The organism is Paenalicyclobacillus cellulosilyticus (assembly GCF_014647315.1).
Taxonomy (GTDB): domain Bacteria; phylum Bacillota; class Bacilli; order Alicyclobacillales; family Alicyclobacillaceae; genus Alicyclobacillus_J; species Alicyclobacillus_J cellulosilyticus.
The window spans coordinates 1-21,060 of record NZ_BMOY01000002.1 but is presented as its reverse complement, the minus strand read 5'-3'; the positions used below and the strand labels follow the sequence as shown (position 1 = coordinate 21,060).

Here is a 21,060-nt window from a genome sequence, read left to right as displayed (position 1 = left end):
TGTTTGTCGAATGATAGGAAATTCCCACGAGTTTTGGCAGCCGGCAGGACTTTCTCATCCCGACCGCAAAAGATGGAGGGTGTGTCTCAGAATGCGGGTGGGAAGGAGACTTGCACAAGGTGGCTATGGAAGTTCACAAAGTGGATGGCGTTTTGGTCGTCCGGCTGCAAGGAGAACTGGACCACCATGTGGTCGAACAGATCCGGGACGAGATAGAACGGGAACTGGCATGGGTGAGGCACCGGGCTTTGGTATTGTCGTGCCGGGGCGTGTCGTTCATGGACAGCTCCGGTCTCGGACTCGTGCTCGGACGGTACCGTTCCGTCTCCTCGCACCGGGGGCGGATGGCGTTGTGCGAAGTCGGGCCATCCTTGATGAAGCTGTTCGAGCTGTCGGGCATTCTGAAGATCGTGCCCGTCTTCCCGGACGAAGAACAAGCGATTGCCCACGTGAAGGAGGCATAGGAAGCCATCATGGCGAGCAAACTAAACAGTGATGCGCTTTCTGACAACTATATGCGAATCCAGTTCGCGAGCCGCTCGGAGAATGAGTCGTTCGCCCGCGTGGCGGTCGCGGCGTTCGTCGCCCAAATGGATCCGACGGTGGAGCAATTGACCGAATTGAAGACGGCCGTGTCTGAGGCGGTGACCAACGCCATCATCCACGGCTACGAGGAGGGTCCCGGGGAGGTGCGGATTGAGTGCCGTATCCGGGACGGCACCGTCGAGGTCGTCGTCGAGGACGACGGGGTGGGCATCGCGGACATTGAGCAGGCGCGCCAGCCGATGTATACCTCGCGGCCCGAACTGGAGCGTTCTGGCATGGGGTTGACCATCATGGAGAGCTTCGTGGACGAACTGATCATCGATTCGGCGCCGGGCCGCGGGACGCGCGTCATCATGAGGAAAACCATCGCGCCCAAACGCGAAGGGCATTGAAGGAGCATGTCACATGGAACATGCGAGGGACGCGGAGGACAGGACGCAGAAATTCAGCGACGAAGAGGTGCGGCAACTCATCGGGCGCAGTCAGCAGGGAGATGCTGCTGCGCGCGAGCAGTTGGTGTTGGCCAACCAGCGCCTGGTTTGGGCCGTCGTCCAGCGGTTTCTCGGCCGAGGCTACGATCCGGATGACTTGTTTCAGATTGGCTGCATCGGGTTGATGAAAGCCATCGATAAGTTCGATTTATCCTACGACGTGAAATTTTCAACGTACGCGGTGCCGATGATCATCGGGGAGATCCAGCGTTTTCTGCGGGATGACAGCACCGTGAAAGTCAGCCGCAGTTTAAAGGAACAGGCGCGGCACATCCGCCGTGTACGGGACGAGTTGACGAGGCGGCTCGGACGGCAACCCTACATCAGCGAGATCGCGAAGGAACTGGGGATGGAACCGTCGGAAGTGGTGTTGGCGCAGGAGGCGCTGCGGGCCCCCGCATCCATCCACGAGACCGTGTTCGAAAACGACGGCGATCCGATTTACCTCATGGACCAGATTGCCGACGAGGAGAGCGAGGAATGGTTTGACAAGCTCGCCTTGCATGAAGTGCTGAACCGGTTGCCTGAACGGGAACGGCTCATCATGTACATGCGTTTCTTTCAGGACAAGACGCAGTCCGACGTGGCGAAGGTGCTCGGGATTTCGCAGGTGCAGGTATCCCGTCTTGAAAAGCGCATTTTGCGCACCATCCGCGACCAGTTAACCTAAGGTTTCGGCATCAGGGTGCCGAGTATGGGGGGCTGGTTGCGGGCACAATACCATCCGCATCGCCACTTTTCAGGATGGTGAGGCGGAGGTATGGGCCCGGTCAGTCGGCAGGAACAGATGGCATACCAAAGGAAGGCCCGCCGCTACATCCCCAATCGCCCCATCGCAAAAAACACGGTGCGGGCGTTTCTCGTCGGCGGCGGGATCTGCGTGCTGGGGCAAGCGATCCAGCATGCGTTCGTGCGCTTTGCGCATTTTACGGTGAAGGACGCGGCCAATCCGACGGTGGCCGTCCTGATCCTTCTGTCCGTGATCTTTACCGCCCTCGGCGTGTATGACAAGTTCGCGCAGTGGGCGGGCGGAGGGTCCGCGGTGCCGGTCACCGGTTTCGCCAACACCATGGCGTCCGCAGCCATGGAGTACCGCAGCGAGGGATGGGTGAACGGGGTCGGCGGCAGCATGTTCAAGCTGGCCGGCGCCGTGATTGTGTTCGGGGTGGTGAGCGCCTTTTTCGTCGCGCTCGTCCGGTACATCATCGGACATCTGGCAGGATGAAGCAGGCGGCTTGGCCAGCGCATCGGGCATGATGATTCATGCGGACGATGATTCAGGCGGACACAGGCAAAGGAGAGATCAGGATGCCGAAGTCAGGCCGTCAGACTTGGGTGTTTGCGTCCGCGCCGCGCGTCATCAGCCGGGCGACGGTGGCAGGAAAAAACGAGAGCCAAGGGCCCCTCGGGACGTGCTTCGATATCCGTCACCACGACGACCGCATGGGGGAAGACACGTGGGAGCACGCGGAGCGGGCATTGGCCGACGAAGCGTTCGCCCTTGCGCTCGCGAAGGCCAATCTGAAGCCGGAAGACATCGATCTCGTGGTCGGCGCGGACCTGAACGCCCAGCTCATCAGTTACTTTTTCAGCCTGCGCCATTACGCGGTCCCTGCCATGGGGATGTACGCTGCCTGCGCTTCCATCTGCCAATCGTTGGCTGTCGGTGCGCTCGCCATCGACAGCGGCATGGCGGAACGGGTCCTCGTCGGGACATCCAGCCACTTTTCCACCGCGGAGCGGCAGTTTCGCTTCCCGACCGAATACGGCGCGCAAAAACCGCCGAGTGCCCAGCGCACCGTCACAGGCAGCGGCGCCGCCGTGTTGGCCCGGACGGGCAGCCCCATTGCCATCACGATGGCGACCGTGGGCCAGGTTCTGGACTACGGCCTCGAGAGCCCGTGGGAGATGAACGCCGCCATGGCTCCGGCGGCCGCGGCCACCATCGCCGCCCATCTCGCCGACACGGGGCGGACGCTCGCCGATTACGATTGTGTCGCCACCGGCGATCTCGGTTTCGTCGGCCACGAGATCCTCTGCGATCTGCTCAAGGAGCGCGGCATCGCGGTGCCTGACAACGTCACCGACTGCGGCATGCTCATCTTCGACCGCAATCAACCTGAGGTGTACAGCGGCGGCAGCGGTTGCGCGTGCTGCACCATGGTGACGTTCGGATATCTGCTGCGGAAGTTGGAAGAAGGGGAGTGGCGGCGCATCCTGGTCGCCGCGACGGGAGCGCTGTTGTCGATGGTCAGCGTGCAGCAGCAGGACACCATCCCCTGCATCTCCCACGCGGTGGTCTTCGAGCGAAAGGAGGACGGATCGTGAGCATCACCTGGACGACGTATTTCTTTGCGTTTCTGGTCGGCGGCGCCATCTGCGCCGTGGGCCAAGTCCTGATGGATTCCCTGAAGCTGCCGCAGGGCCACGTGATGGTGGTTCTCGTCGTATCCGGCGCCGTCTTGGCCGGGCTCGGCTGGTACGATCCGCTCGTGCGCCTGGCGGGGGCGGGCGCCACCGTGCCCATCACCAGTTTTGGCAACGCCATCGTGCAGGGGGCGATGGCGGAAGCAGAGCGCCACGGGTTGATAGGGATTTTAAGCGGCATCTTCGAGGTGACGAGCTCAGGGGTCTCCGCCGCCATCCTTTTCGCGTTTCTCGCCGCGTTGTTCGCGCGCCCCAAAGGTTGAGGAGAGAAAAAGGCCTCCTGCTTGCGCATAGGAGACATGATCCTCCGACACCCGCCTTGCCGCCGCGCGGCCTAAGGTCATACACTGCGGTGAAGCGAAGGGAGAGGTGAGGACGCTTGGTGAGCGTGTTGATGATGTTGCCGCGGTTGCTGCGGTATTTCGGGATGTTTCAGGTCTTTTTCGGCGTCGTCCGCCCGTTGTGGCCCTACGTGTCCCGCCTGTGGCAGCGCCGGTCCGGCGCCCCCGCAGCAAACCACCTTGCCCTCGCATGACGCCGCCCGGCGCATCCGCCGGGCCCGGCCCTTCCCGCGCAGGTCTTCTTTCCCCAAATCCTCCGCCGAGTTTCAGCAGGCAAGAGGTTTTCTCCGCCGCGATGCGGAATACCATCCATCAGGTCCGCAGCGGACAAAAAGCGCCGCCGCAGGTTGGCTTTGCCTTGCCATGGCTGCCGTTCGGAGGGATGGCGTGTACCGATTGATCTTTCGCACCCAAGGCGATGTGCAACCGGACATTCAGGTTATCGAACGCGGGCGCGTCCGCTACCTCCGCTTTGGCGATCACGGTGGATGGCAGGGCGCCATCGACGTAAGCCGACCCGACCGGCCGGTGTTTCCGTATCAACGCGCGTTCATGACCCTGGCCGACAGCCTGCCGCGTGTCGAACGATTCCTCTCCGTCGGTGTCGGCACCGGGACCGCACTGCGCCATGTGGCGCACCGCCATCCGCAGGCCCGGCTGACGGGGGTCGAGATCGACCGGCGGGTGATTGACGTCGCGACGGCGTTTTTCGCTTGTCCGGGGCCCGACCGGGTGGAATACTGGATCGGCGATGGCGTGTGGTTCCTCGCTGCCGCCCGCACCTCGTTCGACCTGGTGTTCGTCGACGCGTATTTGTCGGACCGGGTATACAGCCCGTGCGTCACACCCGAGTTTGCGCGCCGGTTGGCGGAGGTGGTCGCGCCGGATGGCGTGGCCGCATGCAACCTGATTTTCGCTTGGCCGCCATCCGGGATGATGCGGGCGTTCCTCGATGCGGCTGCCGGATCGTTCGCCGGCGTATGGCTGCTTCCGGTAGGTTTGCCGGGCGGTGAACAAAACGTCCTCGCCGTCTTTGCGCAACGAACCGACGTCGGACCGGCATGGCGGCGCACGATGATACGCCATCCTTGGTTGCACTGGTCGGAACGGTGGTTGTGGCCGTGGCGGTTGCGGACGTACCATTGACGGGAGGGAACGACTTGCTGGACTTCTTTGGCCCGGACTTTTTGTTTCGCATCATCGCCGTCGTGACCGGGTTGGTGGTGCATGAGTTCGCACACGCGGTGGTTGCCGACTGGCTCGGCGACAGGACGCCCCGCCTCGCCGGGCGCTTGACGCTCAACCCGCTGGTCCACTTCGATCCGATCGGTCTCCTCCTCATGTTGTTTGCGCCCATCGGCTGGGCGAAGCCGGTGCCGATTCAGCCGGCCAACTTTCACTGGCCGAGATACGGTCTCGTCATCACCGCGCTTGCGGGTCCGATGTCGAACCTCCTGTTGGCGGTCGCGTCCATCGCCGCGCTCGACGCTGCCCATCTGCGCGACCCGTACGGGTTTTGGTTTATGTTGTTGAACGGGATGTTCATGGTGAACGTCAACCTCTGTGTCTTCAATCTCATCCCTGTCCCGCCGCTCGACGGGGCGCGGATCCTGGCCGGATTCCTCCCCAGGCGGTGGGCGATGGTGTACCACCAGTGGGAGGTCTACGGGCCGTTTGTCCTCCTGTTGGCCGTGATGGTGCCACAGGTTCGCTACGCGGTCTTTGGTACGCTGTTCTTGGCGGCGCAAAGCTGGATTGGCTCGTGGTTCGGGTGGTTCGGCCTGCACCTCGGCTGAGGCAGGGAGGAGGTGGTCACGTGGCGGTCGAGGTCGTCCTCGAAAACTTCTCGGGCCCTTTGGACCTGCTCCTGCACTTGGTGCGCAAGCAAGAGGTGGACATCCGCGAGATCTCCATCTCGGACATCACGGAGCAATACTTGAGCTACTTGCGGACAATGGAAGAGTTGTCGCTCGAAATCGCCAGCGAATTCGTCGTGATGGCGGCGACGCTGTTGGCCATCAAGAGCCGGATGCTCCTGCCGCGGCCGCAACCGGCCAAAGAAGAGGTACCGGAAGAAGACCCGCGGGAAGCCTTGATTGCCCAGCTGATGGCGTACCAGCGGGTCAAGTGGGCGGCGGAGGAATTGCGGGCGCGCTATGCTGCCCGGAGCTTGGTCTACGCGCGTGATCCGCTGGACCTCTCGCCTTACCGTGCGCAACCCGCCCCCTCGCTCACCGGGGTGACGCTGTGGGACCTCTTGGACGCCTACCGCCGATGGATGGCCCGCCGCCCGAAACCGGAGCCGGTCGCGGCCATGCGCGGCCACGTGGTGAGCGTCGAGGAGATGATGGAGCGGATGATCCGGTTGCTGCGCCGCGCCGGCCGCTTGCCGTTTTACGCCTTGCTGCGCAGCGCGCACAGCCGCAGCGAGATCGTCTCCGGGTTTCTCGCCCTGCTTGAATTGATGAAGGCCCAGGTTGTCCGCTGTCTGCAGCCGCACCCGTTCGGGGAAATTGAAGTGGTCTTGGCGGAGACGGCGGGTTGCGTGGTGTAGGCGGACGTACGCCTCTGCGTCGTCCAAAGGCAAGGAGGGAGATGGGTGCTTGTGTCGTTGCTGGGAGCGCTTGAAGCGGTCCTTTTCGCTGCGGGAAGCCAAGGCATGACGACGGAGGAACTGGCGGACGTTCTGCAGGTTCCGGCTCATGAGGTGCGGGCGATGTGCGCGGAGTTGGCGGCTGCCTACGATGCGAGAGAAGCCGGGATCAAGCTGGTGGAGTGGGGCGGGTCTTGGCAGTTGGTCACCCGGCCGGAGCACGCGGTGTACCTGCGGCGAATGGCGTCCGTCCCGCCGCCGCCGAACCTCAGTTCCGCGGCCCTCGAGGTGTTGGCCATCATCGCGTATCATCAACCCATCACGCGGTACGCCATCGAATCCCTCCGCGGCGTGCAGTCGGACCGTGCCATCGCGACGCTCTTGCAGCGGCAACTCATTCAGGAGGTTGGACGGGAAGACGGTCCGGGCCGTCCCATCCTTTACGGCACCACCGATGTGTTCTTACAAGCGTTCGGCCTGCAGAGTCTCGATGACCTGCCGCCCCTGCCAGAGGACCTTGGACAGCCGGAAGGGCTGTCCATCTTCGACTTTCCCGATCCCGTGCCGCGGGATTAAGGGCAAGTGCGTATGGGAAAAGCGCGGGGCGGGCAGATTACAACCGTGCCGCAAAGAGGGTGGGACGGTTGTTGCCAGTGCTCTGCGCCGCCACGGTGTTCGCTGTGCTTTTCCTGTTCGCAGTTCTCATCTATCATGCTCCCTTGCGGATGACCGTCTCCTTTCGGCACGTCGGACATGACGACACAGGATTCGTCGATATCCGGGGATTGGGTGGTCTGTTGCACTTCCGTCGCACCCTGACCGGGCTCGACCTTGGGTTCTCCTCCGAGGGGCCTTCGGTCAAGGTCGCGCGTCCGCCACAAGCAGGCCGCGAACGGCAAGCCCATGCGCATGGTGAAACCGGTGGTGAACCCGGTGGTGAAACCGGCCGACCGGCAGGCCGCGCCGCAAACCGGGACGCTGCATACCGCCGTGCGGCATCCGCAACCGCCCTGACCGCGGAAGAAGTATGGCACGTGCTGCGCGACATCAGCCTGGTCCGGCGGATTTGGGCGGTGCTCTGCGACGTGTTCCGACGATTGACGGTCGATGAACTGCGCCTGTCCCTGCGTGTGGGTACCGGCGACGTCGTGACGAGCGGCGTGGTGTGTGGAACGGTCTGGGCGGTGCTGTCGATGCTGGTCGGCCGCTGGACGGGGACGAGCTCGTTCCGTCAAGTCCCCGTCTTGCGGGTGGTACCGGATTACCAGCGGCGGGTGTTGGAGGGAGAAGCGCACTGCATATTGCGCATCCGCCTCGGACACGCTATCCGCGCAACGTATCGTCTAGTTGCGCTGTGGAGAAGGAGGAAGCGAGATGGAGCACCCGATTCAGGGACTGATGCAGACCGCGATGTCCAGCATCCGTGAGATGGTGGACGTGAACACCATCATCGGCGATCCGGTGGAAACACCCGACGGGACGGTCATCCTGCCGGTTTCCCGCGTGGGATTCGGATTTGCGGCCGGGGGGAGCGAATTTCAAGTATCCGGGGGACAGCAAGGCGGCGGATCCGGCCAAGCGGCGGCGAAGGAACACCCATTTGGCGGCGGTTCCGGCGGCGGCGTCTCCATCGTGCCCATCGGGTTTCTCATCGTCAACGGCAACAACGTGCGCCTCTTGTCGACCGATCACCCGAACCAGCTGTACGACCGCTTGATTGATCTGGCGCCGACCGTGGTGGACAAGATCCAAGCGCTGCTTCGCGGTTCAGCCGGATCGAAAGGCAAAAGCCAGAGCGCCAAGGAGGATGACGACGAAGAACGCGGCAAGCCGATGTGAAGCTGCGCAGGGGTGAAGCTGCCGAAGCCATCCTGCGCGCGTCCGTGTCCACACCGCCCCTCGTCCTAATTGCGCATCAGCTGGCATACCCTTGAAGCAGACGGAATGCCATCAGGGGGTGCCAGCTTGATTGATTTCATCTGGCTGCTCTTGTTTTTGGCCGGGTTGCTGACCGCAGCCTGCACAGGTCGGATGGACGCCGTGGCGCGCGCGGTCTTGGGCGGTGCGGAACTCGGCGTCGAGTTGTCCATCGGACTCGTCAGCGTCATCACCCTCTGGTTGGGGTTGATGCATGTCGCGACCCAGGCGGGGCTCGTCGATGGGTTATCCAAGCTGTTGCGGCCGGTCGGACGCTGGTTGTTTCCTTCCGTCCCGCCGGACCATCCGGCCATGGGCGCCATCCTTGCGAATATGACCGCCAACATTCTCGGCATCGGCAACGCGGCCACACCGCTCGGCATGAAGGCCATGCAGGAACTGCAGACCCTCAATCCTGACAAAGAGACGGCGAGCGACGCGATGTGCACGCTGCTGGCGGTGAATACCGCCAGCATCACGCTCATTCCGACGACCGTGATCGCCATCCGGATGCAACTCGGTTCGCACGATCCGACGGCCGTGGTGGGCACGACGCTCATCGCCACTGCCTTGGGCACTGCCGGGGCGATTGTGTTGGACCGCGCCTTTCGTGCTTGGTCGAAGCGGAGGCGCGCCTGATGCAGGCCGTTATCTCGATGGTCTCCTCGTGGTTGCTCCCTTCGCTCATCGCCGTCATCCTTGTCACCGGCTACGCCCGGCGCCTCCCTGTGTATCACGTGTTCGTCGCAGGCGCCAAAGGAGGGTTTGCGTGGGGTGTGCGCCTCATTCCGCATCTGGTCGCCATGATGGTGGCGGTTCAGGTGTTTCGGGCTTCCGGGGCGATGGATATCATGGTGCACGGGTTGTCGCCGTTGCTTCATTGGCTGCACGTGCCTCCGGAGGTGGCGCCGCTCGGTTTGCTCCGTCCCATCAGCGGGCAGGGAAGCTTGGCCTTGTTGATAGACATTTTGAAAGAAAAAGGACCGGATTCGACCCTTGGCCTCATTGCCTCGACCATGCAAGCGAGCACCGACACGACGCTGTACATCATCACCGTCTACTTCGGCAGCGTCGGCATCCGCAACATCCGGTACGCGCTCAAGGTCGGATTGCTCGCCGACTTCATCAGCGTCCTCGCCAGCGTCTTCGCCGTGCACTGGGTCACAGGGAAATGGTAAAATCACGTGGAAGTGGGCAACAATCTTGAATGAGGTCAAACTGCCGCCAAGGGGCCGTGCTGCTTCCATCGGGCAGCAGAGCTTCCGCAGTCGGCGAGGAAGCGTTGCGCAGGGGCGTGAGCAGACGTGGCGTTGGAACGGTTGCAAAAGGTGTTGGCGCGGGCCGGGGTGGCTTCCCGGCGCGCCTGTGAAGCGTTGATCACAGCAGGGCGGGTCGCGGTCGACGGCGAGATCGTCCAGACGCTCGGAACGAAGGTGGACGCCGCCACGCAGACCATCACCGTCGACGGCAAGCCCATCTCGCTGGCATCTCCGGTGTGCTTGATGTTGCACAAACCCACGTCCTACATTTCCTCTGTCTACGACCCGGAGGGCCGCCGGACCGTGATGGCGTTGTTGCGCGGGGTGGACGAGCGCGTGTATCCGGTCGGCCGGTTGGATTACGACAGTACGGGCTTGTTGTTGTTTTCAAACGACGGGGAGCTCACCCACCGGCTACTCCACCCTTCATGGAAGGTGGAGAAAGTGTACCGCGTCACCGTATTGGGCATGCCGGAGCGCGAAGTGATCCGCAAATTGCGCGAGGGCGTACCGCTCGAAGACGGGGTGACACAGCCGGCGGATGTCCGGGTACTCCGCCATCACCCGCTTGAATCGGTGCTGGAGATCACCATTCGCGAAGGGCGCAACCGACAGGTGCGCCGGATGTTTGAAGCGGTGGGTTACCCGGTCAAGCGCCTCAAACGAGTCCGGTTCGGACCGCTGGAACTCGGCGGCTTGCCCCCCGGGCGGTGGCGGTGGTTGACGCGCGAGGAGTGGGATGCGCTGTACCAGAGCGTCGGTCTCACGCCGCCGCCGTACCGCGTCCCGGCCCCTCCGGAAGCCGTACGGAAACGGTCTGGTCATCCTCCTTATGCTGTCGCGGCGCGGAAACGGTCGGTTCGTTGACCGCGCGGCTCAGGTCGGTTCACATCCGGATGCAGGATGTGGCTTGGCGGTACACGAAGCAGGTGGGCACCTCGTGCAGGTGCCTTTTTTCTGTCTGGTTGCCGGCGCCGGTGACGGCGGGCATAATGAAGCTACCATGGTGCTGGATACGGAGGGATGGCACATGGACCACCCACCGCGCGTGCTGGTCGTCGACGATGAGGAGCGGATCCGGCGTTTGGTTCGCATGTACCTCGAACGAAACGGTTTTGCGGTGGATGAGGCGGAGGACGGACCGACGGCCCTCGAAATGGCTCGGCGCGGAGGATACGCTGTCATCATCCTGGATATCATGTTGCCAGGCATGGACGGACGCGCTGTGTGTGTGCAGATCCGCCAGCATTCGCAGGTTCCCATCATCATGCTGACGGCGGCGGGGGACGAGGTCAGCCGCATCCAAGGTTTTGAACTGGGAGCGGACGATTACGTCGTCAAGCCGTTTAGCCCGCGCGAACTGGTGATGCGGGTCAAGGCGTTGTTGAAGCGTGCGGGGGATGGCGCCGATTGGTCGGCGTTGCGTCAGGTGCTCACGTTTCCTGATCTCCATATTGATGTCGACGCCCGGCGAGTGGAAGTATGCGGCAAAGAAGTCAACCTCACACCCAAAGAGTTCGATCTCCTTGTCTACATGGCCCAACGACCGGCGCGGGTGTTTACCCGGGAAGAGTTGCTGCGCGACGTGTGGAACTATCAGTTCTACGGAGACCAGCGCACGGTGGACACGCATGTCAAACGGTTGCGCGAGAAACTGGGCCAGCACTCCGAACAGGTCAGCCGGTACATCGCGACCGTCTGGGGCGTCGGGTATAAGTTTGAGGTGTCGCCGTGATTCGGAACAGCATCGTGGCAAAATTGTGGCTGACCATCGTCGGGATGGACGTGGTGGTCTTGGTGCTGTTGTCCGTGATGCTGGAGCAGTTTTTTGACAACTACGTCTACCAACTCCAATCCCGGCAACTGTTGCGGTTGACCGCTTCGGTCGAAACCTTGGCCGAGAAGCAGGGGGAAAGGGTGGCCCGCGAAGTCGCGCAGGCGTTGGCAGAGGGCCAGCACGCGCAGATCCGATTCCTCTCGGGACGTGAAGGGGCGAACGCACTGGCCGCGCTCCATCCCGAGGAACGCCGGGCCCTCGACAACGGCCGTCCGGTGGTGCTGCGCACAGTCTGGCGCGACCGAACCTACGTCAGTGTGTACGCCCGCCTGCACCAGGACGACCGCCGGTTGTTGCAGGTTTCGCAGGAAGTGAGCGTTTCGGATGCCGACATCGCCCGCATGCGCAACCTGGTCATCCTCGCCACGTGCTTCGGCGTGCTGTTGGCGACCGGTCTTGCGTTTGTGGTCTCCAAGAACCTGTCGCGTCCGCTCTTGCAGATGAACGAGGTGGCGGAGAAAATGGCCAAAGGCCAATTTGACGTCCGCATTGATGTGGCCACCCACGACGAAGTCGGGCGCTTGGGCAGGACGTTCAATCAACTGGCCAACGACCTGAAGGGAACCATTGCGCTGTTGTCGAATGAAAAAGCCCAGTTGGCGAGCATCTTGTCCTCGTTGGCGGACGGCGTCATTGCGACCAATTCGGTCGGACAGGTGACGCTGGCCAACCCGCCGGCGCTCGCGTGGTTGTTTCCCGACCACCGCGGTGCGGGGCATGAAATTGGCGTCGGCCATGAACCGGTACGGCCGTTTGCGTTGCCGGCGCCGTTGCACCATCTCGTCCAGGATGTCTTGCGCGAAGCGCGCATCCTCACGCGGGAGGTGTCGTTGGGCGGTCGGACGGTGCGCGTGACGCTGACCCCGTTGCGGGATTCCGCGACGGCCAACCTGCGCGGCGTCGTGGCGGTGTTGCGTGACGTGACGGAGGAGCGCCGTTTGGAACGGCTGCGCCGCGACCTCATCGCCAATGTGTCGCACGAATTGCGCACGCCGCTGAGTATGCTGCAGGGGTACACGGAGGCGCTGCTCGACGACTTGGCCGCAGATCCTGAGCAGAGGCGCGAGCTCACGGAGATCATTCATGATGAGACCCTGCGCATGCGCCGCCTGGTCAACGATCTGTTGGACCTGGCGCAACTGGAATCCGGGCATCTGCCGATGGTCTACACCCGCTTTCGCTTGGATGAGTTGTTGAAACGGGTGGACCGCAAGTTTCAAGCGCTCGCTCAAGAACGGAAGGTGACGCTGTCCACCCGTTGCCCTGTCGAACCTTGCGAGATGGAAGGGGACGTCGGCAGGTTGGAACAGGTGTTCACCAACCTGTTGGACAACGCGCTGCGCCACACGCCCCCCGGGGGCCGGATAGACGTGACCCTCCGTCCGCAGGATGACCGTTACGAAGTCGAGGTGGCAGACACCGGCACCGGTATCCCGGAAGAAGACCTGCCTTACATTTGGGAGCGGTTCTATAAGGCCGACAAGGCGCGCACCCGCGGCAACTCGGGAACCGGTCTCGGTCTTGCCATCACCAGGCACATCGTCTTGGCGCACGGGGGAGACGTGCGCGTGCAGAGCACGGTGGGGCAAGGCAGTGTCTTCACCGTGATGCTGCCGAAGAACCCGCGCGTGGCGCCCTTGCCTCACGATGGAATGGATGATTAGGAGGCAGAACGGCACATGGCTTGGGTGTATTACCTCAAACTGGTCGATACGAAATTTCAAGCGCAGTGTCTGGCCGCGCGGTTCGAAGACGCCCAAGGCTGGCTGTACCGCCAGGTGCCCAAATACGTAGGCGTCTTTCGAACCAAGCACGGCAGGTATGGCATCAAGGTCCTTTGGTAATCCTCCAAGATGAGGCCAAGCCGCGTGACGGACCCGTTCATCCCCGCGCGGACGGGTGACGCACCCGCTGTTCGTCACATCGGCTTTTTCGGCTGAGCTGACCTTCCGAAGTCGGTATGCCGGCGTTCCACCAGCAGTTCGATGAGCAGGGTCAGGAACTCTGCGTCTTCCCTGGGTAAGTAACTCATGCGGTGCGCTGCGTACAGGTAGGGTGTCGACGCCTCGTTGAGGATGAAGTTTTGCAGCACGGGTGGCAACTCATCGGTGGACTTGTACATCTTCGGGATGGTCATGGGCATGGCTTCGATGAGTGCGGTGATGGGAACGCCCAAAGCTTCGGCCAGCCTGCGGGCGTAGTCGAGGGATGGGTTGCGTTTCCCGCGTTCCAAGGACGAGATGTGCGGTGTCGAGATTCCGGTCCGCAAGGACAGTTCCTGCTGTGACCATCCCCGTTCGCGGCGAAGGCGGCGCACTCGGGCACCAAAGCTTTCCTGTCCGGGCACCGGGATCCCTCCTTCCTTGTAGGAATATGTTGTCTACGTACACTAGGGTAGTCCTCTCCGTTCGATTTGTAAATATCATGTGATAAATAATTTTTAAGCTTTTGTGCGTGTCCGGGATACACATGGCGTCTCAGGTTGAGGCATCGATGGATATGACGGCGGAAGATCATGTGGTTTCTGAGGGGATAAGCACGGAGGAGTTCGCGCATCTCCAAGCCTTCCTGCGCGTCACGGAACGGGTGGTCGTGATCACGGGCGCCGGGATCAGCCGCGCCAGCGGTCTTCCTTTGGGGCATGACCGAGTGGACGGGGTCCCCCTGGAAATCGTCTTTGAACCACGGTTTTTCCAGGAAGACCCGGTGCGGTTTTATGCGCTGTACCGCCACCTGCTGACCTGGTGGCAGCAGGCTGTGCCCAACGCCGCTCATGTCGCCATCGCCAAACGCGGTGCTTGGGTGATCACGCAAAACATCGACGGTCTGCACCGGCGTGCCGGCTCGTCGCGGGTGATTGAACTGCACGGCAATCTGCGTGAACTGCGGTGCGGGGCATGCGGCCAGATTTATCGCAGCGATCTGGTGTTTCGCGAACCCGTCCCGCGTTGCCGTCTGTGCGGGCGGTTACTCAGCCCGGGTTTCACGATGGAAGGACAACCCGTGCGCCATTTTGCCCGCGCGGTCGATTGGGTTGGCCAGGCGGACGCCCTCCTGGTGATTGGCACGCAATTGGCAAAGGAGCCGGTTCGCCGTCTGCCGGAAATCGCTCGGCGGAACCGGCGTTTGGTGGTGTGGATCAATGAGGAGGCTGAAGTGTGGGTACCCCGCTTGTTCGACATCCCGCGGCTACAAGGCAGGTTCACCAGCGCGCGTCCGGGTCGGACGTGACAAACGCGATGGCCAAAAACGCACCTGCCATAGCCAAAAAGACACTGGCCAACGTGATGGCGTGCTGGGAGAAGAAAATGGCGACCAAGGCGAAGATGGCGCACATGATGGCGATACCGAGATAGTATTTGAACAAGACGGCTCCTCCTCCCTCGTCTCTGGTTTCATCATATCACTTCTTAGAGTTTTCGCAATCAGGTGCCGTCATCCTTTGGGCATGCATCCGGCCGCAAGCAAACCCAGGGCCGGCGTCTCCCCGGGGCAGGCACCTCTTGGGCCTTGCGCTGCAACCTTGTCCCTGAACGTCCCTATTTTCAACCATCCCCCTTTTGCGTATAATGAGGACAGACTTTCCCATATCCTTTTGCACGATGGCCCCCTAATCTGGTTGGTTTACCGCAGGGGGCTTTCGTGTACCGTGAAGGAGCAGGAGGGCACGCAGCGTGCCGCACTACGGATTGATTCTCGAGCAGAGCCGCAAAGCCAGGGCTGCGCGCCATGTGTATGAATACCTCCGTCAGCAAGCAAACGGCGTGTTTGAACCGGCGGTGATGTGGCAGAATATCGCCGCTTGGGACGGGGTGAGGGTGCCGCAACGGGAAAAATACAGGGTGCTCAACATCCGTCTGCACGAAGAGCACCTCAGCCCGTACTTCAAAACGGACATGAACCTGTTTCATATGTTGATGCTCGATGAATCGGCAGACGTGATGGTCTACCGGGCGGATAAAGGTTGGCTGTTCGTATTCGAGGGTATACCTGCTTCGCCCAAGCCGTTCGGCCAAAGCGGGTATGACACGCGCTGACCCATCACGCCCATCGCCAGGTCCTTGTCGCTGCCCGGTCGAGGATGCGTAAGCAGACTTCGAGCAGAAAGATGAGGTATCCGACCAACAACACGTCGGCCAACCAACTCTCGGCGAGCGCAAACGAGTCGTAGGCGCCGTGGGCGAGAGCCGGAATCACGTAGGCTCGTCCTCGGCTTTTGCCCTCCAGCACGTGGTGAGCGAACTCATTGCCCATGAGGATACCGAACATCATGTGGGCCGGGACGGCGGTGACGGAGCGCAGGAGCGCGGTCGTGAAACCGGAGCTCGTGACGTACAGGACGTTTTCGACCGCGGCAAACCCGAGCGCGGCCGCACCGGCGTACACGATGCAGTCGATGCGGGTGCGCATCAGCCCCTTGTCCAATGCGCCGCGCTCCACGACGGAGGCCTTCAGAAACTCTTCGACCATTCCGGCGACGAAGAAGGCGGTGGCCACGGTGACCTTCCATCCGTTTTTCAATCCGGGAAAGCTGGTGTCGAGGAGCGCCCGTTCGAGGAGACCTGCAGGGAGCACGACCGCTGCCCCCAGCAGAAAGATGCGGTAGACGCTTTGTTTCGGCTCAGGGTGCCATACATCCCGTGTGTACAACCAGGTCAGGAGCAGCAAGGCAGGCAACAAGGCGAGCGCGATGTAAACGATGGGGTATCCCTCCCGCCGGTGATGTTTACGTTTACGGGCTACCATGCCCAGAATGGCCGGCGTGGATACGATGCGGCGCTCGTGCGCGAGGGGGTGGGTGAAACTGCCGGAGGTTTCCGGGTTCTTCAGGGCATTGGCCCATGAAATCGCCACACCTGTGGCATATACGCTCGTGACCGATGAGGCGCGGTTGCCGCTCAACGCGTATCTGGGCCGGCGGATGGTCATCACGTTTACGGGGGAGAAGGCTTGCATCCACTGCGGGAGGCGGGTAAAGAAGCTGTACCATCAGGGATACTGTTATCCCTGTTTTACCACCTTGGCGGAGTGCGATTTGTGCATCGTCAAACCCCACACATGTCACCACGCCCGTGGAACTTGCCGCGACGAGGCGTTCGCAGCCGCTCACTGCATGACGCCGCATTACGTTTACCTGGCGTGGAGCAGCGCGGTCAAGGTTGGCCTCACCCGCAAGGGACGCGAGCGGCAGCGTTGGATAGATCAAGGCGCCACGCGCGCCGTCCTGTGTGCTGAATTGCCGACGCGCAAAGCCGCAGGGGAGTTGGAAATGGAGATTGCCCGATTCCTTCCCGACAGGACGGATTGGCGCAAGATGTTGTCGGAGGCGGCGGAGCCGGACGACCTCGTGCGCATCAAGGCTCAGTTGGCGTCGAAGCTCCAAGGCAGCTCGCGGTTTCGCGGTTACTGGATCCACGAGGACAATACGGTGCATCAGTTTGTGTATCCGCGGCTGCAAGGCGCGTCTGTCAACCTGGACGCGCTCTCGCTCGACAAGTCACCGCACATCGACAGCGTGTTGCTGGGGATCAAAGGCCAGTACCTCTTGTTGGCGCACGGTGTGTTCCATGTCCAGCGGCATCAGGGGTACCGCGTGCGCGTGGCGTTTGGCGACTGATGCCGGACGGAGTGACGGCGGATGTCACGTGCGCGCTGCATACGGTTGCGCTTCACCCTTCATCGCCGGGTACATCGGGATCGTCCGTCAACCATGCCGCAACCCGTTGCCGGACGCGTTGGATCAGCGCTTCCACCGTATCTGCGGTCACGAGTTCTCCGTTCACAAACACGTACGGTCGTGTTGCGCACAGGTCACATTGGCTCATGCACGACGTCTCCAGGACGGTGACGCCGGGCAGTGTGTGCTCGAGCGCGAACAATGCGCTGGTGCACGCCGGATTCGCGTCGCACACCTCAATCAACACGATGCCGTTCATCCTTGTCCCTCCGTTTTCGCACCGCATCCAGTGTAGCATCGAAACGTTCCTGGCGCATCCTCCGGCTTGTCGGCCGCCGCGTGCTGACCAGGCGTCCGACCGGGTACGGTGTTCGAGAGGGCGCATGAAGGACGTCCGGCACCGGACAGACTACGGGACGGAACACCGAGCAACGGCGTGGAGGGATAGGCATGTCTTGGATTTACGAGGCTCGGCTGTACGATTCCAGGTCTGTCGCATCGTATGTGGCCATGTGTCTGCGCGACGACCAGCTCTCCCGCGGCCTGCAGGGTGTCAAAGTCCAGGTGTTCCGCACGCGCAAAGGCAACTACGGCATACGGTATCGCAGCCAGCGCCCAGGCTGAGCGTGCGGCAACACCATGCGGGCATGCCCGCGAGGGCACGCTGCCTCTTACGTCAGGATGTTGGGTTTTGTAAGATAGAGGTGAGGCACAGGAAGGGGTGGGGTCATGCCGTCGTCGTTGAACATCAGGTGGTGTCAGCGCAATTTGGACAAGTTTGGCCGGGACGTGTATGAGTTGTTGCGTGAGCAGTACCCGGACGTGGAGATGTCCATCGAACCATGCCTGGATGCTTGCGGTTTGTGCACCGATGTCCCGTTTGCCTTGCGCAATCAGGCGGTGGTCGCCGCCCGGGATCCACGCGGGCTGTACGCCAAGTTGGAGCGCGGCATGTCGTTTTTCAGCAAGCCGGCGCTGCCCGGCACATACGCGTTCCTCTCGCAGACCGCGAGGACGGGCGCCGTGGCGGTGCAAGGCCATCACCAAGGTCAAGCCGACACACCGGACGGTTGATGGCGTGGGGCAGGAAGTGACACAGTTGGGCCGGCGTGGAATCGGTCTGGCTCACCTCACTTTCACCTCTGGCAAGGAATATGATCAACCAACCTAGTCCTGCTGGACGTAGAGGTGGGGTGGCCATGATGCGCTCCAAGCGGGCCGTGCGCCCGGCGCGACAGACCGCAGTTGCTCTCCCGAATTTCGCCAGTCTCGTCGAGCGGTACAAGCGGGCGGTCGTCGGGATCGAGGTGGTGCGTGAGAACCGCGCGCCACGCGGTTTTGTGTTCGGATTGCCGTGGGAGAGGCCGGCTTCACCCTCCGTCCGCACCATCAACATCGGGACCGGCTTCATCTTCGATCCGCGTGGCTACATTTTGACGAATGAACATGTCATCCACGGCGCGTCACAAGTCTTTCTGCGCCTGTACGGCCGTAAGCAGCCTGTACGCGCCCGCGTCGTCGGAACCGATTATCGGCATGATATCGCCGTCTTGAAGGCAGATATCCCGGTCCCGGAGACGGTATTGAAGTTGGGGCGTTCGAAATCCGCGCGGGTCGGGGAGTGGGTCGTCGCCATCGGTTCGCCCTTGGGATTGGACCACACGGTGACGGTGGGTATCATCAGCGCGATTGAGCGGCCGATGCAAATTGGCGACCGCGAGTATCCGAACCTTCTGCAGACGGATGCCGCCATCAACAGGGGCAACAGCGGCGGACCTCTCATCAATTTGCGCGGCGAAGTGGTCGGCATGAACACGGCGGTCAGTCAAAGCTCCCAAGGGATCGGCTTTGCGATTTCGGCCGACGTGTTGCGCGAGGTCACACAACGGATCTTGCGCGAAAGTTCCCGGGAACATCGGGTTCGCCTGTGATGGAATCACACGCTCTGAACACACGCTTTGCGCCACCGGTTTGGCCGAAAGGAGATGGGGAAGGATGCCCGTGCGGGCGGAGTGGGTTCGCTACGGAGAAGCAGGCGTATTTTCCGGATACATGGCACGCCCTTCGCTTCCGGAAAACGAACGTCTGCCTGCCGTCGTGGTCTTGCAAGAGATCTGGGGTGTGGATGACCATATTCAGGATGTCACGCGGCGGTTGGCCGCCGCTGGTTACTTGGCGTTCGCACCAGACCTGTATGCGCGCGGCGGAGAGCGTCCCAGGGCTCTGACTGAGGAACGAATTGACCGCGCGAAGCAGTTTCTTGACTCGCTCCCGCCAGGGGCATGGGGAAATCCCGAAGAGCGGGCAAGGGCGCTTGCCGCTTTGCCTGCCCCGGATCAGGCCGTGATCGGAGAGACCCTGCAAGCGTTGTTTGCAGGGCTGAACCCGGACGGATACATGGAACAACTCTTGGCGACCACCCGTTTCCTGCGGGAGGCATGCCCTTTCAGCCAAGGCCAGGGGGTTGCGTCCGTCGGCTTCTGTATGGGAGGTGCGCTCTCGGCTCGCCTTGCCTGTCGCGATCCGCTCCTGCGCGGTGCGGTGGTGTTCTATGGCCAAGCACCGCCGGCGGAGATGATTCCTTCCATCCAGTGTCCCGTGCGCGGTTTTTACGGGGCGTTGGACAAGCGGATCACGGAAGCTGTCCCGGAATTCGCCGCGGCCATGCGTGAAGCGGGCAAGGATTTCGCGTCACAGGTATATGATGGCGCTGGGCATGCGTTCTTCAACGACACCCGCCGTTCGTATCACGTCGCGGCTGCTCGGGACGCGTACGTGCGCACGTTGTCATTTCTCCGCGACGTGCTGGCGGAATAAAAAGGGGGGCTTTTCGTGGCGTTTGAACACGAAGGTATCCTGCAATACAGCGCGGATGAGCTCAAGCAACTGCTCGCAGAAGGCAAGGTCAGGGTGATTGACGTCCGGACGCCGGAAGAGTACGCGGATGGTCACATTCCGGGGGTGCCGCTGCGCCCGATGCAAGTGGTGGAGTCATGGGCGCATGAAATCCGTCCGGATGATGCGGTGGTGTTTGTCTGCCGCAGCGGCCGGCGTTCGCAGACGGTGGCGAAGTGGTTTTGGGACCGTGGCTTTCGCCAAGTCGCCAATTTGTACGGCGGCATGCTCGCTTGGAACGGCGAGGTCGAGCGGGGTGCAGCCCCTTGATGGTCTGATGCGCGGCGCGGCTTACAAGCCGCGCCCTTTGCGTTTTGGCAGGTGGCGAGTTGGGGTGGTCGCCCGGGCACCGTGAAACTCCCGTTCATAGTCTGGCAAAAGGTTCAGGCCATCTGCAGGGGGGAGCCTGGTGGACTACCACGATGCACTCGCCGCTGTCGGCGCAGGCGCTGCGCATCCCGGTGCCATGGCGAGCACCGCGCTGTGGGCAGAGCGCGTGCAACCGGACGCTTCCTGGCGCGTCCTCGATGTGGGTTGCGGCACGGGTCGGACGCTGGTTTATTTGCGGGAGCGGTTTGGATGTGAGATCGTGGGTGTGGATATCCGCCCTGCGATGATTCGCAAAGCGAGGCGGCGGGCAGAACTCGCCCAAGTCAAAGGTACTTGGCGGGTCGCGCCGGCTCACCGCCTTCCGTTCTCCGACGCCTCGTTCGACCTGGTGATTACGGAGTCGGTGAACGTGTTTCTCGATCCGCATCTTGAGTTGCCCGCAGCATTGCACGAGGTTCATCGCGTCCTCAACCCGGGCGGTTTCTACGTAAGCGTCAAATCCCGCCCACCTTGCATTCCCTCCACGGCTCCCCCAAACTCATGCATGACGAACAACCCCGCCGGGGAACCAGCGGGGCAGTTTCGCATACTATGCTTTTTTCGACCGCCTGCGGATTCGCTCTGGTAGACGCTCCGACCACGGCAGCAAGTCGTCCATCGCTGTCCGGGCGTCAGTCTGGATGTTGGGTAGCCGTTCGAACAGGTACTCCAGGTACAAGTATGGGTCCAGTCCGTTCTCCTTGGCCG

At 62.2% G+C, this 21,060-nt stretch carries 33 protein-coding genes; 28 read left to right on the top strand and 5 right to left on the bottom strand.

Features of this window, described 5'->3' with window-relative positions:
- Positions 1 to 125: 125 nt before the first annotated feature.
- From spoIIAA to IEX97_RS00715, 19 genes are all read left to right on the top strand, one after another.
- A complete protein-coding gene (gene spoIIAA, locus IEX97_RS00805; RefSeq protein WP_188880687.1) occupies positions 126 to 464 on the top strand; it encodes an anti-sigma F factor antagonist in 339 nt (112 codons plus the stop codon).
- A gap of 9 nt (positions 465 to 473) precedes the next feature.
- On the top strand, positions 474 to 938 hold the full coding sequence (gene spoIIAB / locus IEX97_RS00800) for an anti-sigma F factor (RefSeq protein ID WP_373289358.1): 465 nt from the start codon (positions 474 to 476) through the stop codon (positions 936 to 938).
- 13 nt (positions 939 to 951) lie between these two features.
- Positions 952 to 1,707 (top strand): RNA polymerase sporulation sigma factor SigF, encoded by a 756-nt coding sequence (gene sigF, locus IEX97_RS00795; RefSeq protein ID WP_188880572.1) that lies wholly within the window; start codon positions 952 to 954, stop codon positions 1,705 to 1,707.
- Between the two features lie 90 nt (positions 1,708 to 1,797).
- A complete protein-coding gene (spoVAC, locus tag IEX97_RS00790; RefSeq protein ID WP_188880571.1) occupies positions 1,798 to 2,262 on the top strand; it encodes a stage V sporulation protein AC in 465 nt (154 codons plus the stop codon).
- An 83-nt stretch (positions 2,263 to 2,345) separates the two neighbouring features.
- Entirely contained in the window at positions 2,346 to 3,365 is a 1,020-nt protein-coding gene (spoVAD, locus tag IEX97_RS00785) for a stage V sporulation protein AD (RefSeq protein WP_188880570.1), read from the top strand.
- Positions 3,362 to 3,727 (top strand): stage V sporulation protein AE, encoded by a 366-nt coding sequence (spoVAE, locus tag IEX97_RS00780; protein ID WP_373289357.1) that lies wholly within the window; start codon positions 3,362 to 3,364, stop codon positions 3,725 to 3,727. Before spoVAD ends, spoVAE begins: the two co-directional genes overlap by 4 nt.
- 119 nt (positions 3,728 to 3,846) lie before the next feature.
- On the top strand, positions 3,847 to 3,999 hold the full coding sequence (locus IEX97_RS00775; protein ID WP_188880700.1) for a hypothetical protein: 153 nt from the start codon (positions 3,847 to 3,849) through the stop codon (positions 3,997 to 3,999).
- A 193-nt stretch (positions 4,000 to 4,192) separates the two neighbouring features.
- Positions 4,193 to 4,951: a spermidine synthase gene (locus tag IEX97_RS00770; protein WP_188880569.1), complete on the top strand. Its 759-nt coding sequence runs from the start codon at positions 4,193 to 4,195 to the stop codon at positions 4,949 to 4,951.
- 14 nt (positions 4,952 to 4,965) lie between these two features.
- Positions 4,966 to 5,601, top strand: coding sequence for a site-2 protease family protein (locus IEX97_RS00765; RefSeq protein WP_229776184.1), 636 nt, complete (start codon positions 4,966 to 4,968; stop codon positions 5,599 to 5,601).
- A gap of 20 nt (positions 5,602 to 5,621) precedes the next feature.
- Positions 5,622 to 6,359 carry a segregation and condensation protein A gene (locus tag IEX97_RS00760; RefSeq protein ID WP_188880567.1) on the top strand — a complete coding sequence of 246 codons (738 nt, stop codon included), beginning with the start codon at positions 5,622 to 5,624 and terminating at the stop codon, positions 6,357 to 6,359.
- A 45-nt stretch (positions 6,360 to 6,404) separates the two neighbouring features.
- Positions 6,405 to 6,974 carry an SMC-Scp complex subunit ScpB gene (gene scpB / locus IEX97_RS00755; protein WP_229776182.1) on the top strand — a complete coding sequence of 190 codons (570 nt, stop codon included), beginning with the start codon at positions 6,405 to 6,407 and terminating at the stop codon, positions 6,972 to 6,974.
- A 59-nt stretch (positions 6,975 to 7,033) separates the two neighbouring features.
- Positions 7,034 to 7,825 carry a DUF2953 domain-containing protein gene (locus IEX97_RS00750; RefSeq protein ID WP_188880565.1) on the top strand — a complete coding sequence of 264 codons (792 nt, stop codon included), beginning with the start codon at positions 7,034 to 7,036 and terminating at the stop codon, positions 7,823 to 7,825.
- A complete protein-coding gene (ytfJ, locus tag IEX97_RS00745; protein ID WP_188880564.1) occupies positions 7,773 to 8,237 on the top strand; it encodes a GerW family sporulation protein in 465 nt (154 codons plus the stop codon). The genes IEX97_RS00750 and ytfJ overlap by 53 nt, the downstream gene beginning before the upstream one ends.
- Positions 8,238 to 8,363: 126 nt before the next feature.
- A complete protein-coding gene (locus IEX97_RS00740) occupies positions 8,364 to 8,954 on the top strand; it encodes a nucleoside recognition domain-containing protein (RefSeq protein ID WP_188880563.1) in 591 nt (196 codons plus the stop codon).
- Positions 8,954 to 9,493, top strand: a complete 540-nt coding sequence (locus IEX97_RS00735) for a spore maturation protein (RefSeq protein ID WP_188880562.1) — start codon at positions 8,954 to 8,956, stop codon at positions 9,491 to 9,493. The genes IEX97_RS00740 and IEX97_RS00735 overlap by 1 nt, the downstream gene beginning before the upstream one ends.
- Before the next feature lie 132 nt (positions 9,494 to 9,625).
- On the top strand, positions 9,626 to 10,441 hold the full coding sequence (locus IEX97_RS00730) for a pseudouridine synthase (protein WP_188880682.1): 816 nt from the start codon (positions 9,626 to 9,628) through the stop codon (positions 10,439 to 10,441).
- A 163-nt stretch (positions 10,442 to 10,604) separates the two neighbouring features.
- On the top strand, positions 10,605 to 11,309 hold the full coding sequence (locus IEX97_RS00725; RefSeq protein ID WP_188880561.1) for a response regulator transcription factor: 705 nt from the start codon (positions 10,605 to 10,607) through the stop codon (positions 11,307 to 11,309).
- Positions 11,306 to 13,075 (top strand): HAMP domain-containing sensor histidine kinase, encoded by a 1,770-nt coding sequence (locus IEX97_RS00720; protein WP_188880560.1) that lies wholly within the window; start codon positions 11,306 to 11,308, stop codon positions 13,073 to 13,075. Before IEX97_RS00725 ends, IEX97_RS00720 begins: the two co-directional genes overlap by 4 nt.
- 15 nt (positions 13,076 to 13,090) lie before the next feature.
- Positions 13,091 to 13,255, top strand: coding sequence for a hypothetical protein (locus IEX97_RS00715; protein WP_188880559.1), 165 nt, complete (start codon positions 13,091 to 13,093; stop codon positions 13,253 to 13,255).
- A gap of 74 nt (positions 13,256 to 13,329) precedes the next feature.
- Here IEX97_RS00715 and IEX97_RS00710 read toward each other — a convergent pair whose 3' ends face one another.
- Positions 13,330 to 13,728 carry a helix-turn-helix domain-containing protein gene (locus IEX97_RS00710; protein ID WP_268238299.1) on the bottom strand — a complete coding sequence of 133 codons (399 nt, stop codon included), beginning with the start codon at positions 13,726 to 13,728 and terminating at the stop codon, positions 13,330 to 13,332.
- A gap of 182 nt (positions 13,729 to 13,910) precedes the next feature.
- On the opposite strand from IEX97_RS00710, the gene IEX97_RS00705 reads away from it, so the two are divergent.
- Positions 13,911 to 14,642, top strand: coding sequence for an SIR2 family NAD-dependent protein deacylase (locus IEX97_RS00705; protein WP_188880556.1), 732 nt, complete (start codon positions 13,911 to 13,913; stop codon positions 14,640 to 14,642).
- On the opposite strand, the gene IEX97_RS00700 is transcribed toward IEX97_RS00705, so the two are convergent.
- A complete protein-coding gene (locus IEX97_RS00700; protein WP_188880554.1) occupies positions 14,614 to 14,778 on the bottom strand; it encodes a hypothetical protein in 165 nt (54 codons plus the stop codon). The two genes, IEX97_RS00705 and IEX97_RS00700, sit on opposite strands and share 29 nt — an antisense overlap.
- 307 nt (positions 14,779 to 15,085) lie before the next feature.
- Here IEX97_RS00700 and IEX97_RS00695 point away from each other — a divergent pair, with 307 nt between their 5' ends.
- Positions 15,086 to 15,448, top strand: coding sequence for a hypothetical protein (locus IEX97_RS00695; protein ID WP_188880553.1), 363 nt, complete (start codon positions 15,086 to 15,088; stop codon positions 15,446 to 15,448).
- 4 nt (positions 15,449 to 15,452) lie between these two features.
- On the opposite strand, the gene IEX97_RS00690 is transcribed toward IEX97_RS00695, so the two are convergent.
- On the bottom strand, positions 15,453 to 16,157 hold the full coding sequence (locus tag IEX97_RS00690; RefSeq protein ID WP_188880552.1) for a PrsW family intramembrane metalloprotease: 705 nt from the start codon (positions 16,155 to 16,157) through the stop codon (positions 15,453 to 15,455).
- Between the two features lie 52 nt (positions 16,158 to 16,209).
- Here IEX97_RS00690 and IEX97_RS00685 point away from each other — a divergent pair, with 52 nt between their 5' ends.
- On the top strand, positions 16,210 to 17,028 hold the full coding sequence (locus IEX97_RS00685; RefSeq protein WP_229776178.1) for a DUF2797 domain-containing protein: 819 nt from the start codon (positions 16,210 to 16,212) through the stop codon (positions 17,026 to 17,028).
- A 52-nt stretch (positions 17,029 to 17,080) separates the two neighbouring features.
- Here IEX97_RS00685 and IEX97_RS00680 read toward each other — a convergent pair whose 3' ends face one another.
- Entirely contained in the window at positions 17,081 to 17,347 is a 267-nt protein-coding gene (locus IEX97_RS00680) for a YuzB family protein (RefSeq protein ID WP_188880550.1), read from the bottom strand.
- Positions 17,348 to 17,538: 191 nt separating this feature from the next.
- On the opposite strand from IEX97_RS00680, the gene IEX97_RS00675 reads away from it, so the two are divergent.
- From IEX97_RS00675 to IEX97_RS13965, 6 genes are all read left to right on the top strand, one after another.
- Positions 17,539 to 17,712 (top strand): hypothetical protein, encoded by a 174-nt coding sequence (locus IEX97_RS00675; RefSeq protein WP_188880549.1) that lies wholly within the window; start codon positions 17,539 to 17,541, stop codon positions 17,710 to 17,712.
- A 105-nt stretch (positions 17,713 to 17,817) separates the two neighbouring features.
- A complete protein-coding gene (locus IEX97_RS00670) occupies positions 17,818 to 18,162 on the top strand; it encodes a YuzB family protein (RefSeq protein ID WP_188880548.1) in 345 nt (114 codons plus the stop codon).
- 125 nt (positions 18,163 to 18,287) lie between these two features.
- Positions 18,288 to 19,019 (top strand): S1C family serine protease, encoded by a 732-nt coding sequence (locus IEX97_RS00665; RefSeq protein WP_229776176.1) that lies wholly within the window; start codon positions 18,288 to 18,290, stop codon positions 19,017 to 19,019.
- Positions 19,020 to 19,083: 64 nt separating this feature from the next.
- Positions 19,084 to 19,905 carry a dienelactone hydrolase family protein gene (locus tag IEX97_RS00660; RefSeq protein ID WP_188880547.1) on the top strand — a complete coding sequence of 274 codons (822 nt, stop codon included), beginning with the start codon at positions 19,084 to 19,086 and terminating at the stop codon, positions 19,903 to 19,905.
- Positions 19,906 to 19,920: 15 nt separating this feature from the next.
- Complete coding sequence (locus tag IEX97_RS00655) at positions 19,921 to 20,253, top strand: rhodanese-like domain-containing protein (RefSeq protein WP_188880545.1); 333 nt, start codon at positions 19,921 to 19,923, stop codon at positions 20,251 to 20,253.
- A gap of 139 nt (positions 20,254 to 20,392) precedes the next feature.
- Entirely contained in the window at positions 20,393 to 20,941 is a 549-nt protein-coding gene (locus IEX97_RS13965) for a class I SAM-dependent methyltransferase (RefSeq protein WP_188880544.1), read from the top strand.
- Here the strand turns inward: IEX97_RS13965 and IEX97_RS00645 are convergent.
- A partial coding sequence (locus IEX97_RS00645) for a transposase domain-containing protein (RefSeq protein WP_188880542.1) occupies positions 20,903 to 21,060 on the bottom strand: 158 nt, incomplete at its 5' end. The genes IEX97_RS13965 and IEX97_RS00645 overlap by 39 nt on opposite strands.